The 17,828-nt window shown below is 39.1% G+C and carries 12 protein-coding genes and 1 pseudogene; 10 read left to right on the forward strand and 3 right to left on the reverse strand.

Annotated elements, in window-relative coordinates; genetic code table 11:
- The first annotated feature begins 2 nt into the window (after positions 1-2).
- A complete protein-coding gene (locus P20652_RS15300) occupies positions 3-3,122 on the forward strand; it encodes an efflux RND transporter permease subunit (RefSeq protein ID WP_008166049.1) in 3,120 nt (1,039 codons plus the stop codon).
- A 200-nt stretch (positions 3,123-3,322) separates the two neighbouring features.
- Positions 3,323-3,778, forward strand: a complete 456-nt coding sequence (locus P20652_RS15295) for a hypothetical protein (protein WP_008166052.1) — start codon at positions 3,323-3,325, stop codon at positions 3,776-3,778.
- A gap of 176 nt (positions 3,779-3,954) precedes the next feature.
- Here the strand turns inward: P20652_RS15295 and P20652_RS15290 are convergent, their stop codons facing one another.
- The gene (locus P20652_RS15290; protein WP_008166053.1) at positions 3,955-4,461 is read right to left on the reverse strand and encodes a glycine cleavage system protein R; all 507 of its coding nucleotides are present in this window, start codon (positions 4,459-4,461) and stop codon (positions 3,955-3,957) included.
- 377 nt (positions 4,462-4,838) lie between these two features.
- Here P20652_RS15290 and P20652_RS15285 point away from each other — a divergent pair, with 377 nt between their 5' ends.
- The 7 genes and pseudogenes from P20652_RS15285 (at position 4,839) to P20652_RS15260 (ending at position 13,478) form a co-directional block, all read left to right on the forward strand.
- Complete coding sequence (locus tag P20652_RS15285; RefSeq protein WP_033017015.1) at positions 4,839-7,073, forward strand: ABC transporter permease subunit; 2,235 nt, start codon at positions 4,839-4,841, stop codon at positions 7,071-7,073.
- 15 nt (positions 7,074-7,088) lie between these two features.
- Entirely contained in the window at positions 7,089-8,738 is a 1,650-nt protein-coding gene (gene pstA / locus P20652_RS15280) for a phosphate ABC transporter permease PstA (RefSeq protein ID WP_008166055.1), read from the forward strand.
- 27 nt (positions 8,739-8,765) lie between these two features.
- Complete coding sequence (pstB, locus tag P20652_RS15275; protein WP_008166056.1) at positions 8,766-9,593, forward strand: phosphate ABC transporter ATP-binding protein PstB; 828 nt, start codon at positions 8,766-8,768, stop codon at positions 9,591-9,593.
- A gap of 46 nt (positions 9,594-9,639) precedes the next feature.
- Entirely contained in the window at positions 9,640-10,341 is a 702-nt protein-coding gene (phoU, locus tag P20652_RS15270; RefSeq protein WP_008166057.1) for a phosphate signaling complex protein PhoU, read from the forward strand.
- A 150-nt stretch (positions 10,342-10,491) separates the two neighbouring features.
- On the forward strand, positions 10,492-11,169 hold the full coding sequence (locus P20652_RS15265) for a TIGR00153 family protein (RefSeq protein ID WP_008166058.1): 678 nt from the start codon (positions 10,492-10,494) through the stop codon (positions 11,167-11,169).
- Positions 11,170-11,208: 39 nt separating this feature from the next.
- Positions 11,209-12,476: pseudogene (locus tag P20652_RS17320) on the forward strand (inorganic phosphate transporter).
- An 81-nt stretch (positions 12,477-12,557) separates the two neighbouring features.
- Positions 12,558-13,478: a hydrogen peroxide-inducible genes activator gene (locus P20652_RS15260; RefSeq protein WP_008166061.1), complete on the forward strand. Its 921-nt coding sequence runs from the start codon at positions 12,558-12,560 to the stop codon at positions 13,476-13,478.
- Between the two features lie 21 nt (positions 13,479-13,499).
- On the opposite strand, the gene P20652_RS15255 is transcribed toward P20652_RS15260, so the two are convergent.
- Positions 13,500-13,712, reverse strand: a complete 213-nt coding sequence (locus P20652_RS15255) for a hypothetical protein (RefSeq protein WP_008166062.1) — start codon at positions 13,710-13,712, stop codon at positions 13,500-13,502.
- Positions 13,713-13,916: 204 nt separating this feature from the next.
- Complete coding sequence (locus tag P20652_RS15250) at positions 13,917-16,433, reverse strand: EAL domain-containing protein (protein WP_008166063.1); 2,517 nt, start codon at positions 16,431-16,433, stop codon at positions 13,917-13,919.
- A gap of 195 nt (positions 16,434-16,628) precedes the next feature.
- Here P20652_RS15250 and queA point away from each other — a divergent pair, with 195 nt between their 5' ends.
- Positions 16,629-17,660, forward strand: coding sequence for a tRNA preQ1(34) S-adenosylmethionine ribosyltransferase-isomerase QueA (queA, locus tag P20652_RS15245; RefSeq protein ID WP_008166064.1), 1,032 nt, complete (start codon positions 16,629-16,631; stop codon positions 17,658-17,660).
- The last annotated feature ends 168 nt before the right edge of the window (positions 17,661-17,828 follow it).

The raw sequence follows: 17,828 nt of genomic DNA on the forward strand, positions 1-17,828 counted from the left end.
TTATGATAACTGCCATTATTCGCTGGTCTGTTGGCAATCGCTTTTTTGTGTTGTTGCTTACATTAATTTTACTGGGCGGAGGATTGTTTGCACTAAAAAATACGCCCGTGGATGCCTTGCCTGACTTATCTGATGTTCAGGTCATTATAAAAACCACTTACCCGGGGCAAGCGCCGCAAGTAGTGCAAGACCAAGTTACATTTCCGCTCACCACAGCAATGCTTTCTGTGCCAGGTGCGCAAACAGTAAGGGGTTTTTCGTTTTTTGGTGACTCGTATGTTTATGTTATTTTTGATGAAAAAACCGATTTGTATTGGGCGCGTAGCCGAGTACAAGAATACCTAAGCCAAGTAGCGAGTAGATTACCCGATAGCGCTACGCCAGAGCTTGGTCCTGATGCAACAGGCGTAGGTTGGATTTACTTATACGCACTGGTTGATAAAACAAATAAACACGATATTAGTCAGCTACGAAGCTTACAAGATTGGTTTTTAAAGTTTGAGCTACAAACCGTACCAGGAGTCTCTGAAGTGGCTGCTGTTGGTGGCATGGTTAAGCAATATCAAGTTAATGTTGAGCCTGATAAATTACGTGCATATGGTATCCCGCTTAGCCTTATTCAAACGGCTATTCAACAAGGCAACCAAGAGATGGGTGCCTCAGTAGTTGAAATGGCTGAAGCTGAATACATGGTAACAAGCACCGGCTACATTAAAAGTGTTGCCGATTTGGAAGCTATTCCGCTTGGTGTAAACGCCAACGGTACTGCGCTGCAATTGCGTGATGTAGCTGATATTCGAGTCGGACCGCAAATGCGCCGTGGTATTGCAGAGCTTAATGGCGAAGGCGAAGTGACCGGCGGCATCGTTATTATGCGCTATGGCGAAAATGCACAAAAAACTATTGAGCTGGTAAAAGCAAAATTAGAATCACTTAAAAAGGGATTACCAGAGGGCGTTGAAATAGTCCCTGTGTACGATCGCTCCAACTTAATTAATAACGCGGTAGATAATCTAACAAGTAAGCTAATTGAAGAGCTGATTGTAGTTGCTTTAGTGTGTGTGGTGTTTTTGTTTCATGTGCGCTCATCGCTGGTGGCGATTATTACATTACCGCTTGGGATTTTAACGGCATTTATAATTATGTATTGGCAGGGGATTAACGCCAATATTATGTCTTTAGGGGGAATTGCAATAGCGATAGGCGCAATGACTGATGGCGCTATCGTCATGATTGAAAATATGCACAAACATATGGAAAAAACGCCCCTTACCAACGAAAACCGCTGGGAGGTTGTGGCTAAATCGGCGAGTGAAGTGGGTCCTGCATTATTTTTTAGCTTATTAATTATTACCGTCAGTTTTATGCCGGTATTTATTTTAGAAGCGCAAGAAGGACGTATGTTTGCGCCACTGGCTTACACTAAAACCTATGCTATGGCAGCGTCTGCTGGGCTTGCGATTACCTTAGTGCCGGTATTAATGGGTTACTTTATTAGAGGTAAAGTGATTTCGGAGCAAAAAAATCCAGTTAACCGATTACTCGTCGCAGCGTATCGTCCACTACTTAACTGGGTGCTTAAATTTCCAAAAATGACATTGGTACTCGCGGTGGTTGTTTCTGTTATTGGCTTTTACCCGGTAAATAAAATAGGCAGTGAATTTATTCCGCCACTCGATGAGGGCGATTTAATGTATATGCCCACAACGTATCCTGGTTTATCGGTAGGTAAAGCGCGCGAAATACTACAGCAAACCGACAAGTTAATAGCCACAGTACCCGAGGTTAAAACAGTATTTGGTAAGGTTGGGCGAGCTGAAACTGCAACAGATCCTGCGCCGCTTACAATGATAGAGACGTTTATTCAGCTAAAGCCAAAAGACGAATGGCGCGAGGGCATGACTCTTGAAAAACTTAAAAAAGAACTCGACGGTTTGGTTAAGTTTCCGGGGCTGACTAATGCGTGGGTAATGCCAATTAAAACGCGTATTGATATGCTTGCAACGGGTATTAAAACCCCTGTGGGAATTAAAGTTGCGGGACCAAAGTTGAGTGAAATTCAAAAAATTGGTCAGCAGATAGAAGTACTATTAAAAGATGTGCAAGGCACTGCATCGGTTTACTCAGAGCGAGTAGCCGGTGGACGTTATATAAAAGTAGATATAAATCGTGAAAAAGCCGCGCGTTATAGCTTAAACATTAGCGACGTACAGCAAGTTGTATCTACTGCAATAGGTGGTAAAAATGTAACACAAACGGTAGAAGGGCAAGAGCGTTACCCTGTTAATTTACGTTATCCGCAAGCATACAGAGACTCGCCAGAAGAGCTAATGTTGTTACCCATCGTAACGCCTACAGGGCAACGTATAGCACTTGGTGATGTAGCCGATGTATTTATTGAAGATGGACCGCCTGGTATAAAAAGCGAAAATGCACGTTTAAACGGTTGGAGCTTTATTGATATAGATGGCGTTGATATTGGTACCTATGTTGAGCACGCTCAGCAAGTACTCGATAAAGACCTAATACTGCCAGCAGGTTATTCAATTACGTGGGCTGGGCAGTATGAATACATGCAGCGAGCTAAAGACAAACTGACTTATGTATTACCACTTACATTAGCAATAATTATTGTATTGCTTTACCTTAATTTTAGAAGCTTTGCTGAGGTCACTATTATTATGGCTACGTTGCCACTGGCAATGATTGGTGGCGTATGGCTAATGTATTTAGAGGGCTTTAACTTTTCAGTTGCAGTAGGTGTCGGCTTTATTGCCTTAGCTGGGGTAGCGGTAGAAATTGGGGTCATTATGTTGGTGTATTTAAACCAAGCCTATCAAGAAAAATGCCTCGAAGCAGAGCAAGCCGGAAAACCGCTCAGCTTAGTGCAATTACAGCAAGCTATTATTGAAGGAGCAGGGCTTCGAGTACGCCCGGTTATGATGACTGTCGCGACAATTATTATTGGCTTATTACCTGTACTTTATGGCACAGGCACCGGAAGCGAAGTCATGAGCCGAATAGCAGCGCCTATGGTTGGCGGTATGGGCAGTGCAATTGTACTCACCTTACTTGTTATTCCTGCGGTTTACCTACTGTGGCGCAAACAAGGACTTAAATAGTATAAAGCAACAAAACGATAGAGCAGTGCCGTTACTCCCCACGCATTGCTCTATAAAAATTACCTATAATTTGTAAGTTGTTCTATTAAATAGCTAGTTATTACTCACATTTATATTAACCAACTGTTTTTTAAATGATTTTTAATTGGCACGCTTTACGCAATGTATTTCCTATACAGTCAACTAAGTAAGGAATGCACATGCAAGTTAAAACAATTAAAGAGGTATACGATTGGACCGTTTTGTTTCATACGCAAATGGCGGCTAATTTTCATAGCGTAAAGGATTTACTCGATGAGCATAACGCGATGCTGGTGGACTACTACCTAAATTACGAAAAAAAACTCGCTGAAGATCTCGTTGGATTTAAAGCGATAACCGAAATAAATACACTCGATACGTACAGTTATGAATACTTTGCTAAAAACCCAGAGTTAATTACTTTTGAAGATATGAGTAAAGATCAGCAATTCGATGAGCAAGTCATTCAAGGCTATTTAGCACAGCAACATCAAAAAGTGATTGAACTATATGAATACTTACTTGAACGTGCCGAGACCCAAAGCGCTCAAGAAAAGCTTCAACAAATACTAGAGCTTGAAAAGCAAGGTATAAAGCAAATGATGCAAAGCACTAATCGTCATATGGATATGTAGCTTTATGAAAAAGCAGGATCACTGAGTTTATCTTGCTTTTATTAGCTTTAAGGTGATTATTTAAATAGCTGATGCTTGCATCGGCTTATTTTATGTCTGCGTTAAACAACCTGCAGAGTATTTTGAAGGGATAAAAATGACATGCGTGTCAATTGTATGGCACGCATAGATGGAGGTTAAACTTCTTCTGTATCTACAATTAAATCACTTGTGATTGATTCTAGTGCTTCAATAACTTCGTCTTTATCCATACCATTTGGCAATGTGACGGTAGCGACAGCACTGAAAATAGGCACTCCCCAATTAGGTGCGCTTTGTTGCCTTGAATTAAAGTGAGTAATATTGGCGCCTTTATGGCGTATTACACTTGCCAACTCTTGAACAATACCAGGACGGTCGTTACCCGTTATGACTAAATTAATTTGTTCTAATGTTGATGGTTCAATTTCTGTATTTCCGGTTTCAATACGAACATCTAACTTTGGCAGTGTATTTAAAGCGCTTTGTAATGATTGAAAATGTTCCTCTGCAACTTCAAGCTGAATAATACCTGCAAAGTGCCCTAATAAGTGGCTAAGGTTACTGCTTAGCCAGTTGCCTTGATTCTGTAATACGACTGACGAGATGCTCTCTACTAAACCAGGGCGATCTTGCCCTAAAATGGTTATAACCAACTGCTTCATAAATAATTCTCTTTTTTAAGCCCAAAGAAAGTAAATGCGTAGGCATTAAGTATTTTTATTTAATCTATATTTAAAGGACAAAGGTTGTTGTTACAAACCGGAAATTAAAATTAAAAGGCTATTTATAACCACAAAGCGCTTAACTCATTGCTATTACTATCCATTAATTACTTTGTGAGTATTGACCCCGATAAATACTTTGTCCAATTATTTTATAGTTTAGTTCATTTAATAATTATCAATTTGAGTCAAAATATACGCAATTACTCAAACTACTTTATTTACCTGCCTTTAAAAGGTTTATTGTTACCGTTGTAACATTACTGTCATCTTGATGAAATATAATTTATACAACATTAAGATTTAAGGGTGTTTTGATGACTTCAAGTCCGAATAAACCGACTTTTAATACGGATCGAAGCCGTCTATTTAAAGATCGGTTTGCCAAATTTGGCATAACCGCAGGTGGGATAATGGTATTAATAGCTTTGCTACTAATATTCTTTTACCTTCTTTATGTAGTACAGCCGATTTTTGAATCAGTAAAAGTAGAAAAGCGCGATAGCTTTCATGTTGCTAATTCACAGCAAATAGCAGGCTTAGGTGTGGAAGAACAAACTGAAGTTGCTTATTTATTAAGTCAGCAAGGTCAGGTTGATTTTTATAGTGTTGAGTCGGGCAGTTTTGGTAAAAAGCTCAAAACAATTAATGCAGAGTTACCAAGTGATGCAATAAGTTTTGCAACTAGCGCGCCTTTTCAGGGGCATTATGCGTTTGGTTTAGAAGATGGCACCGTAATGGTTGTTGCGCCTAAATTTTTGGTAACCTTCCCGAATAATGAACGTAAATTAACGCCTCGTCTAGATTTCCCTCTTGGGGAAATGGCTTTAGAGGTAGATGAACAAGGTGCAGCAATTAAACGCTTTGCATTTAGCCACTATGAAGATAAAACAGCGGTTGTAGCGCTAACAGAAGATAAGCGTGTACTTTTTAGCAGTTTTGTTGCTGAAGAGAATATGTTTACCGGTGAAGTAGAGTGGGTTGTTGAACGCACTGAGCTTGATGTTGATGGACGGGTAGACGAGTTATTAATGTCGCCAGATACAACACGTACTTTTGTACGTTCTGCTAATCAAGTGTATGTATACGATACGCGTGACCCAAGTGATGTAGAGCAAATTCAGTTGCTTTCGGCTAACGAAGAAAACGCAAATATTGTATCTGCACAATTACTGGCAGGTGCAAATTCATTGATGCTTGCTAATGATAACGGTGAGGTTTCACAATGGTTTGAAGTCAATACCGATACCGGTCGTGAATATCAAAAAATACGTTCATTTGAAACAACTAAGCAAAGTAAGCTAAATATATTTACGGAATTTTATCGTCGTACTTTTTTTACAACTAGTAGCAATGGTGAGCTAGGTGTTTACTACACAACCAGCGAAGCAAAACTTTGGCAGGGTAAAGTAAGTGAAGGCGCAATAGAGAGCTTTGCTATAGCACCACGTTCAAATGCTGCGTTAATTTTAGCGGATAATAAGCTTACCGTATTAGAAATTCATAACGAGCACCCAGAAGTTACTTGGTCAGCACTTTGGCAAGAAGTGTGGTACGAAGGTTATCCAGAGCCAGGTTATATATGGCAGTCAACATCAGCCAGTGATGACTTTGAGTCTAAGTTTTCACTCGTGCCAATTTCGTTTGGTACATTAAAAGCTGCGCTTTACGCGATGTTATTTGCAGTACCTATCGCGCTCTCGGCGGCTATTTATACCGCTTACTTTATGTCGAGCAAATTACGCAAAGTGGTTAAGCCTACCGTTGAAATAATGGAAGCATTACCAACGGTTATTTTAGGATTTTTAGCGGGTCTTTGGTTAGCACCGTTAATTGAAGAGCATTTACCGGCTATTGTTGGATTACTTATTTTATTACCTTTAGGTATGTTAGCGACAGGTTTTGCTTGGACTAAATTACCTGCAAAACTTCGTCATAAAATTCCTGAAGGTTCTCATTCAATTATTCTTATTCCAGTTGTTTTATTTATTGGTTGGCTTTCGTTTGCTATGAGCGGGTTCGTTGAGCTTTGGATGTTTGATGGCAATGTACGTCAGTACTTAACAAATGAGCTTGGTATGACATTCGATCAACGTAACTCACTGGTTGTTGGTATTGCGATGGGCTTTGCGGTTATTCCTACGATATTTTCTATTGCAGAAGATGCGGTATTTAGTGTTCCAAAGCATTTATCAAATGGTTCACTAGCATTAGGTGCAACGCAGTGGCAAACACTGGTAAGTGTTGTATTGCTCACTGCAAGCCCGGGTATTTTCTCTGCTGTAATGATGGGGCTTGGTCGCGCTGTTGGTGAAACCATGATTGTATTAATGGCAACAGGTAATACACCAATTATGGATTGGAGCATTTTCCAAGGTATGCGTACGCTTGCAGCAAATATTGCGGTTGAAATGCCAGAGTCAGAAGTCGGCAGCTCGCACTATAGAATATTGTTCTTGGCAGCATTTGTACTATTCATATTCACATTTATTTTTAACACTGCAGCTGAGTTTGTTCGTCAGCAACTGCGTGAAAAATACAGTTCAATGTAAGTGGAGAGACACGACATGGTAAAGCAGTGGTTTAGGTCTGGTTCTCCTTGGATTTGGATGACCGGTGGTGCGGTAAGCATCAGTTTAATTTCGGTTTTGGGTTTATTAGCAATGATAGCCTGGAAAGGATTAAGTTTTTTCTGGCCTTCAGAAGTCATGCAGTATGAGCTTGAAGGGTCAATTTCAAAACAAACCGTTATTGGGGAAGTATACGACCGCGAAATGGTGCCAAAAGATCGCTTAGCCGCAACTGGCGTTGATGTTTCGGCATTTGATAAAGAAGAGTTTGAGCGCTTATTAATTAAAACAGGTAACCGTGAATACGTAGATTTAGATTTTCGTTGGATATTAGAAACAGACATAAACGAAAAATCGGCTCCAGCAGCACTTGCAGTGTTTGAACGTAGTAAAAATGGTAACTTTTATGGTTATGTGCAAAGCGTAATTAAAGATGGTCAACCCGTTATTGGCGATAAAATAGAAGCGCTACATGAGCTTGTAGATCGTGCTGTTGATTTAAATGACGAGGCACTTGATTTGCAAAATGGTGATATTGGGCATATTAACTATGAGCTTGAACGCCTTCGTTTAAAAGAAAAGGGCTACTTACTTGATAACGCACTCACTGATGAGCGTGTTGCAGAGCTTGCTCAAGCACGTGCTGAATTACGTGCGCAGTATGGTGTACTTGAAAAAGATTTATTTGCACTACGCAAGCAAGCTAAACGTGACCATGTAACTGTAAAAGATATGCGCGGTGAAATCGTTACTATTCCAATGTATCAAGTACTTGATGTTTGGTTTCCAAACGACATGGGCTTTTTTGCAAAACTAGGGCACTACTTTGTGCAGCTAGGTAAGTTTGTATCCGATGATCCACGTGAAGCAAATACAGAGGGCGGTGTTTTCCCTGCTATATTTGGTACTGTGTTTATGGTTATGTTAATGGCTGTAATAGTGACGCCGTTTGGCGTTGTTGCTGCTATTTATTTACATGAATATGCTGCTAAAAATGCAATCACCAAAATGATACGTATTGCGGTGATTAACTTGGCAGGTGTTCCTTCAATTGTATACGGAGTATTTGGCCTCGGCTTTTTTGTATACATGTTAGGTGGTAGCTTAGACCAATTATTTTACCCTGAATCGTCACCAACCCCAGTATTTGGTACGCCAGGTGTTATGTGGTCAGCGTTAACGCTTGCTATATTAACGTTGCCCGTTGTTATTGTATCGACTGAAGAAGGTCTATCGCGTATTCCAAGTACAGTACGTGATGGCTCGTTAGCGCTTGGCGCAACAAAGATTGAAACCTTATGGCGTATAGTAATTCCAATGGCAAGCCCTGCAATTATGACCGGTTTAATACTGGCTGTTGCTCGAGCTGCAGGTGAAGTTGCACCATTAATGTTGGTGGGCGTTGTAAAAATGGCCCCAACATTACCGCTTGATGGAAACTTCCCGTATTTTCACTTAGATAGAAAGTTCATGCACTTAGGTTTTCATATATACGATGTTGGCTTCCAAAGCCCGAATGTTGAAGCGGCGCGCCCGCTGGTATACGCAACGGCCTTTTTATTGGTGTCGGTGATTATTACCCTAAACATAACGGCCATTGGTATACGTAACCATTTACGTGAAAAATTCAGATCGCTTGAACACTAATTAGTAAAGATTTTATAGGTAACAAAAATGATTACAGTCGCTCCACAAGTAAACCAAGCTAATAAAGGCTTGAAGTTAGACTTAGATAATTTAACGGATGACCAAAAAGCACTAGAGATTAAAGATCTCGATCTTTACTACGGTGATAAGCAGGCGCTTAATAAAGTAAATATGAATATTCCTAAGGGTCAGGTAACGGCGTTTATCGGTCCATCAGGTTGTGGTAAATCAACATTATTACGTTGTATAAACCGTATGAACGACTTAGTGGATATTTGCCGCATTGAAGGTGAAATATTACTTCATGGTCAAAATATTTATGATAAAAGCGTAGATGTCGCTGCACTTCGTCGTAATGTCGGTATGGTGTTTCAGCGCCCAAATCCATTTCCTAAGTCAATTTATGAAAATGTAGTTTATGGTCTACGCTTACAAGGTATTAAAGAAAAGCGAAAATTAGATGAAGTGGTAGAGCAATCACTTCGTGGCGCTGCTTTATGGGACGAAGTAAAAGACAGATTACACGATAGTGCATTTGGTCTATCAGGTGGTCAGCAACAGCGTTTAGTTATTGCTCGCTCAATTGCAATTGAGCCAGAGGTTCTTTTATTAGATGAACCCACATCGGCACTCGATCCTATTTCTACGTTAGTAATTGAAGAGCTAATAAACGATTTAAAAAATAAATTTACCGTTGTTATTGTTACACATAACATGCAGCAAGCAGCGCGTGTATCTGATCAAACAGCCTTTATGTATATGGGTGAGTTAATTGAGTACTCAGACACAAATACCTTATTTACTACACCAACGAAGAAAAAGACCGAAGATTACATTACTGGTCGTTATGGCTAATTAGCTTTTTAGAATATGTTGTACAAGATTAATTGAGAAGGTAATTATGGAACATAATATTAATAAGCATATTTCTGGTCGTTTTAACCAAGAGCTAGAAAATGTACGCAACCACGTATTAAGCATGGGCGGTTTAGTAGAGCAGCAACTAAACAGCGCGCTTGATGCGGTTAGCCGAAACGATGCAGAGCTTGCACAAAAAGTACGTGAAAACGATTACAAAGTAAATGCAATGGAAGTGAACATAGACGAAGAATGCACGCGCATTATTGCTCGTCGTCAACCTGCTGCTAGCGATTTACGATTAGTTGTAGCTATTGCAAAAACGATAGCTGATTTAGAGCGAATAGGTGATGAAGCAAAACGAATTGCAAAAGTTGCACTCGATTCATTCACTAAAGATCAACAAGACTTACTGGTAAATATTGAGAATATGGGGCGGCAGGTTTTAAAAATGCTTCATGATGTTCTTGATGCATTTGCCCGTATGGACGTACAACGTGCATTTAGAGTTCATAAAGAAGATGCCAAAGTAGATCGAGAGTATGAAGCGATTACACGTCAAATAATGACCTATATGATGGAAGATCCACGCTCAATCCCGAAAATTATGGACTTAGTTTGGTCTGTTCGTTCGTTAGAGCGTATTGGCGATCGTTGCCAAAATATTGCTGAATACATTATATATTTTGTAAACGGCAAGGATATTCGTCATACATCTCAAGAAGATATAGAAAAATCGTTATAAATTTATCAATGTTATTCTTTTGTATCAAAGCGGCTATGTGTCGCTTTATGCATTATTAGAATAGGTAGGACAATAAAAAGCGTTCACAAACCTGGTGAATGCTGTAAAATTCGTGCTGCAAAGCATATCAATTTGATTAAAGGGTCAGTTATGCCTACAAACGCGTTTTTAGGAGTATTTGCAAAATCTCCTATCAAACCAATGGAAGAACACATCAAGAAGGTTCATCAAGCAAGTAAAGCTTTGATACCTTTTTTTAATCACGTATTTAAAGAAGAATGGGTACAAGCTGAAGAGCTTCGCATCATTATTCGTAATTTAGAGCGTGAAGCCGATGACATGAAAAGAGACATACGTTTACAATTACCGCGCGGTTTATTCATGCCGGTTGAACGTACAGATCTTCTCGAATTAGTAACCCAACAAGATAAAATTGCTAACAAGGCAAAAGACATTGCTGGGCGTGTGATTGGTCGCGAGATGACCATTCCAAAAGTTATGCAAGCTGATTTCTTAGCATACTTAACTCGTTGTGTCGATGCGACTAAACAAGCATCTAAAGCAATTAACGAGTTAGAAGAATTGCTAGAAACGGGTTTTAAAGGTCGAGAAGTGACCTTAGTCGAAAAAATGCTAGTTGAATTGGATGCGATAGAGCAAGACACGGATGAAATGCAAATAAAAGTACGCCGCCAACTACGAGATGTAGAAGGCGAGTTAAACCCAATTGATGTGATGTTTTTATATAAAATCATTGAATGGGTTGGCGAGCTTGCAGATATTGCAGAGCGCGTAGGATCACGTCTTGAGCTGATGTTAGCTCGTTAATTTACAATCAGTTCAAACACGAAAGATTAAGGTTTTACAATGGATATCATTGCATCTTACGGGACGATATTAATTTTAATAGCCGCAGCAGTCGGCTTTTTTATGGCTTATGGTATTGGCGCGAATGACGTAGCTAATGCCATGGGTACATCTGTAGGTTCAAAAGCGTTAACAATCAAACAAGCTATTTTTATAGCGATGATTTTTGAATTTGCAGGCGCTTACTTAGCGGGTGGTGAAGTAACATCGACGATTCGTAAAGGAATTATCGACGCCGCACCATTTGTAGATATTCCGGAGCTAATGGTTCTGGGTATGATTGCTTCTTTGTTTGCAGCAGGAACATGGCTATTAATGGCTTCGTTCTTAGGGTGGCCTGTATCAACAACTCACTCAATCATTGGTGCAATCATTGGTTTTGCTCTTGTTGCTGTAGGCACTGAGGCCATTCAATGGGATAAAGTAGGTGGTATTGTTGGTAGTTGGATTATAACGCCTGCTATATCTGGCTTTATTGCATATTTAATATTTATGAGTGCGCAAAAACTTATTTTTGATACTGACGCACCCCTAAAAAATGCTAAACGTTATGTACCGCTTTATATGGGCTTAGCGGGCTTTATTATGGCTTTGGTTACAATTAAAAAAGGCTTAAAGCATGTTGGTGTAGACTTAGGCGCTGTTGAAGGTTATGCACTTTCAGTGGCAGTTGCGGTGGTTGTTGCTGTGATTGGTAAAATTGCTATTTCTCGCTTAAATATTGATCCTAAAGCAGATAAACAAATGCAGTTCAATAATGTTGAAAAAGTATTTGCTGTATTAATGGTATTAACTGCATGTTGTATGGCGTTTGCTCATGGTTCTAACGACGTTGCTAATGCAATCGGTCCACTTGCTGCTGTTGTGAATATTGTTGAAAACAACGGTGAAATTGCTAAAAAAGCAGCTATTGCTTGGTGGATACTACCTTTAGGTGGTTTTGGTATTGTTGCCGGTCTTGCTATTTTAGGTAAAAAGTAATCAAAACAATCGGTGAAGGCATTACACATTTAACGCCTAGCCGTGGTTTTGCTGCTGAATTAGCTGCTGCATCAACGGTTGTTATTGCATCGGGTACAGGTATGCCAATTTCTACTACTCAAACCTTAGTTGGCGCGGTATTAGGTGTAGGCATGGCACGCGGTATTGGTGCACTTAATATGGGTGTTATAAGAAACATAGTAGTTTCTTGGGTAATAACGTTGCCAGTTGGTGCTGCCCTTGCTATTGTTATTTTCTACTTATTAAGAACCGCTTTTGGGGTTTAACAAAAAGTAATTAAAGACTTTTAGCTTGAAAAGATCTCAACGCCCTAGGTGTTGGGGTCTTTTTATTTGTGGAAAGAAAAAATGACTAATCTTCCAAGTATTAAACAACTACAGTATTTATTAGCTGTTCATCAGCATCAACATTTTGGTCGCGCTGCGAGCGCGTGTTTTATTGGGCAGTCAACCTTAAGCAGTGCTATTCAAAACCTTGAAGAGACATTAGGTTGTCAGCTTATTGAACGAGAAAACCGTAGCCTTATGTTTACCAGTATTGGTGAAGAGGTTGTTGAACGCTCTCGTAAAATAATTAACGATACAATAAGTTTAAAAGAACTGACTAAAAGTTTTTTAACACCGTTAAGTGGAAAGTTAACCGTAGGTGTAATACCAACTATAGCAAGTTTTATAGCTGCGCCGCTTTACCATTTTTGCAAACAAACCTTTTGTGATTTAGAGCTTGTGTTGATAGAAGATACTAGCGATAAACTGCTAGATAAGCTTGAGCATGGGCATATTGATTTGGCGTTATTGGCTTTACCGTATGCAACTGATAAGTTTCACACTCAAATTTTAGCTAAAGACCATTTTAGTTTAGTACATCACAAAAACTATACCGCAGCAAAAGGCGTAGTAGACTTTAATCTATTACCAGAGGCTAGCGTATTCTTATTAGAACGTGAGCACTGTATGACGGGTCATGCGCTCAGTGCGTGTCATTTAAACCGTTCGAGTTGTATTAATCCATTTGAAGCTGCAAGTTTGCATACTTTACTTAGCATGGTTGAGCATGAACTTGGGGTAACTTTTTTACCACAAATGGCGATTAATGCCGGTATTTTAGAAAATAAAAATATGATGGTTACACCTTCACAAAGTGATGCATACCGAGATATTGGTATATTGTGGCGCAAAACAACAGGGCGTATCCGTGATTTTAAGCTATTTAGTCAGCAACTGGAGGTGTTTTTAACGCGTCAGTGTAGCTTAGATTTCAAACAATAAAAAAGTAATAACCAAAGCAGCCTACAAAGGCTGCTTTTGATTTTGAGGATGACTTTCAAAAGGTTCTAGTTCAGGTAAAAATAATAGGTAAATCCACACCACTAAATTAAAGTAAGGCACACAGCCTAATACAGTGAAAACCTTAACAGGGTAGCCTTTAACACTTGCATACCGATAGCATTGATATGTGATTGAAAAGTGAATAATCAGTAATAAAATAACTAATTGCATCATATCTTTCTCCTTAAAATCCTAATAGCTTAAAGTCCACCATAATTACCACCTATGGCTTACTGATAGGTAATGTCATGTTTATTAAGTGTAATCCGTTAAATTGCATGACATTCTTAATGTGATACAAAAAGTATAGGCAAGAAAGAAAATAATGGTAGTAATAAAATACTTAAAATTGTTCAATTTTGTTTATTGTGAGCTAGGCTATTGTTGGTAAAAATTTTTATTATTTAAAATCTTTTCAAGTTCATCCTTAACTTTTTCAACAGGTACTGGACGAGCTATGAAATAGCCTTGCCCAAAATCTACGCCAATCTCTTTTAGTGCATAAAATATTTCTTTATTCTCAACATATTCAGCGACTGAGCGCTTATCGAGTGAGCGACTTATATCGTTGATTGCTTTTACTAGGGCTAAGTCGATAGGATCATTAAGCATGTCGCGCACAAACGAGCCATCAATTTTTACATGTTGTGCGGGGAGTTGTTTTAGATAGGTAAAAGTACTAAAGCCCGTACCAAAATCATCAATCGAAAAGTGGCAACCTAAACTATTGAGCTTTTCAATCATTTTACGTGTTGCTTTTAAATTATTAAGACTTGCTGATTCAGTTATTTCAAAAATTATCCGCGAAGGGGGCACGTTATACTTTTCAAGGTTTGATTCAATTAATGGCAATAAGCGTTCATCTAAAAATGATTGTGCCGAAAGATTAATGGCCACTTGGTTTAGCTCTGGGTGTTTTGCTACACATGCAATGGCGTTGCGAATAACACATTGATCCATTAAAAATGTATCGTTTAACATCTCTAATGAAGGAATAAATTGATCTGGAGATATTAGTTTACCATTAAGCTTTAAGCGCAAGAGGGCTTCAAAGTAAGCAACTTTACACTCTTTAAAGTCCCAAATAGGCTGATAATGAAGTTCTATATTATTTTGTTTTAGTGCTTGGCGAATTTCATGCCCCCACTCAAGCCCTGCTTGAAGTGTATTATTTTGAGCGTCTTCTTTAGAATAGCAGTGCACTAGATTACGCCCTAAATTTTTAGCAATGTATAGCGCTATATCTGCTTGTTTTAAACATTCATTAGGGTCGCAATTTTTTGATGTTATTTGGGCTAAGCCAATAGAGCAACTTATTGTATAGACTTGATCTTCCGATTTAAAAGCATGTTTTTCAATTGCACTGCAAACACCCTCAGCAACTAGGTGCGCCTCAAGTAAGTTCATGTTAGTTAAAATAACAGCAAACTCGTCTCCACCAATTCGACAAACTAAATGCTCATGGCTGATATTTTCTATAAATAACTGAGCGACTTCTTTTAAAACAAGATCTCCTTGATGATGACCTTGACTGTCATTAATTATTTTAAAGTGGTCAAGATCAATATATATCAAGGCGTGTTCAATGTTGGAGTGAGTATGTTTGGGTTTACAAATACGGCTTAATTCTTGATCAAAGTGATAGCGGTTGTGCAAACCAGTTAGCGGATCATGCAGCGCGAGATGACGTAATTGTAATTCGGCTTGTTTACGCTCGTGGATATTATCAATGGTGGCAGTAATAGTGGCATTATTACTGCTATTTATGATCAGCTGTAGTCTACACTCGACCCAAATTTGCCCACCTTTTTTGTGTTGTAATTTAATTTCTATTTGTTGATGGTTTTCTCCACCATCAAGAATATCGTCAATAGTACTTTGCAGTTTTTGTTGGCATTCGTCGGTGCAAAATTTAGTTATTTTTTGGTGTAAGCTCGATTTAACGCCAAAACCACTCAGTGTTTCCCAGGCCGGGTTTATAAAGCGAATTTTGCCAAGTTGATCGAGCTCAAGTACAACCGTATTTAAATGCAATAGTATGCGTTGGTGGGCTGAAAGTAACTCTTTATAACTTACTTCACTTAGGCTTAGTTGTTCTACTTTTTGAGCGAATTCTGCGTAACTCACCATAAAATCTTCACGGCGTGCGGCATGATCACATATTTTATTTAAAAATGAAGGCTCGTAAGGAATGCGTATAAAATCAGTTACACCCGACAATAAAAGTTGCTCAGCGTAGTCAGCATCTGCATTATCTATAATCGTTACAATTGCTTGCTTAGGGTTGTGTTGTAAAATATGTTCAACTAACAGACTTGAAGCTTCAGCTCTATCTTCGGTCGCATCAAGGAGCACTATCGAGAACTTCTGTTGGTTATATTGATCAAGTGCGTCTTTGCACGACGTTACATGTGTTATTGCAAAATTGAGTTTAAGTTCTTCGCATATATCGTTTACTTTATTTTCGTGTGGTTCTAGTAACAGCAGGTTTAATCGACTGCTTTTTTCTAAATGCGTAGAGAGTATATTTGCGAGGACCTGGGGCAGCGTATCTTGGTTTTCGAATGGCAATACGGCATCAATACCATAACTACGTGCAGTGGTTTCTGCAATTCGCTCACAATAGGTAGGAGGCATAAGTAGTATTGGGGTGTTTTTTGGTGTTTTTAATAACCCAGAGCGAACCATCCGAGAAAAGCGCCACCCATCAATTTTACCTACATCTAGCCCCGTGATAATAATATCAACAGGATGCTGCTTAAGTGTTTTTAATGCTTCCTGGCTATCTTGCGCTTCTATAATGCTAAAAACATCCAGCTTGTGCAAAGTACTACAAATAGCTCTTCGCTCAGCACTGCTTGCATTTAAAATTAGCAGTTTTAATTGTTCCGCCACCGAAGGTTCCTACCGAAATTTATAGTTATTTCTAATTACTAAGAGTAATGATATTTACTAATAAGAACAAGTACATTTATGTAATCAGACTAAGGAATAGATTACTTAGGCTGATAGAAGTTTAGCTGTCTTCTTGAGCTTAATACACGATAGTTATACACTTGCCGCGATTTTAAATGATGTGGATAACCGATTATGCGCGTGGCTGATTTTAGCTTTGACCTACCCGATGAATTAATTGCTCGTTTTCCTAAGCCGGATCGAACGAGTAGTCGCTTATTTTGCCTTGATGGGCCAAGTGGTGCAGTAGAGCACAATGTTTTTAGTGATATACTTGAATTAGTAAATGAAAAAGACTTATTGGTTTTTAACAACACCCGAGTAATACCTGCACGTATGTTTGGTCAAAAAGCATCGGGAGGCAAAGTTGAGGTGTTAGTAGAGCGAGTGCTTGATGAGCATCGTGTACTTGCGCATGTACGTGCAAGTAAATCACTAAAATTAGGTAACGAAGTTATTCTTGAGGGCAAGGCAAAAGCCGTAATGGTTGCGCGTCACGATACGTTATTTGAGCTTGAGTTTGATCATAGCCAAAATGTTCTCGACATATTAAACGATATAGGGCACATGCCATTACCGCCGTATATAGATCGCCCAGATAATGAGGCAGACCGAGAACGCTATCAAACAGTTTATGGTGAAAAGCCAGGTGCAGTTGCTGCGCCCACAGCCGGTTTACATTTTGACGAAAAATTAATGACCGCACTTAAACATAAAGGCGTTCAAATGGCTTTTGTTACTTTGCATGTAGGTGCGGGTACATTTCAGCCAGTGCGAGTCGATAGTGTTGATGAGCATATTATGCATTCAGAATACATAGAGGTACCTGATGATGTAGTTAATGCGGTAGCACAAACTAAAGCGCGAGGTGGTCGAGTTATTGCAGTGGGCACAACGTCTGTTAGGTCATTAGAGTCTGCAGCAAAGGTGCATGGTGGTAAATTAGATACTTACTTTGGTGATACCGATATATTTATCTTTCCGGGTTATCAGTTTAATGTTGTTGATGCCATGGTCACTAATTTTCACTTGCCAGAATCTACACTCATAATGCTTGTGAGCGCTTTTAGCGGACAAGATAATATTATGAGCGCGTACAATACGGCAATTGATAAAAAGTATCGTTTTTTTAGTTATGGTGATGCGATGTTCTTAACACGTAAATAGCAACGATGCTAAATTATTAGTAAATATGATTATAAACCTCAGCTAAGTTACTGGGGTTTTTTATTTTGAGTAAGATTATCAGTGTTGAATTTATCGCAGTTAATAGTATTGGTTGGGCAAAAAGGGTAGAATCGAGCGGTTAAATTATAGCTTGTTGGACTGTTTTTC

This window comes from Pseudoalteromonas sp. BSi20652 (assembly GCF_000239855.1).
In the GTDB taxonomy this organism is placed as follows: Bacteria; Pseudomonadota; Gammaproteobacteria; order Enterobacterales; family Alteromonadaceae; genus Pseudoalteromonas.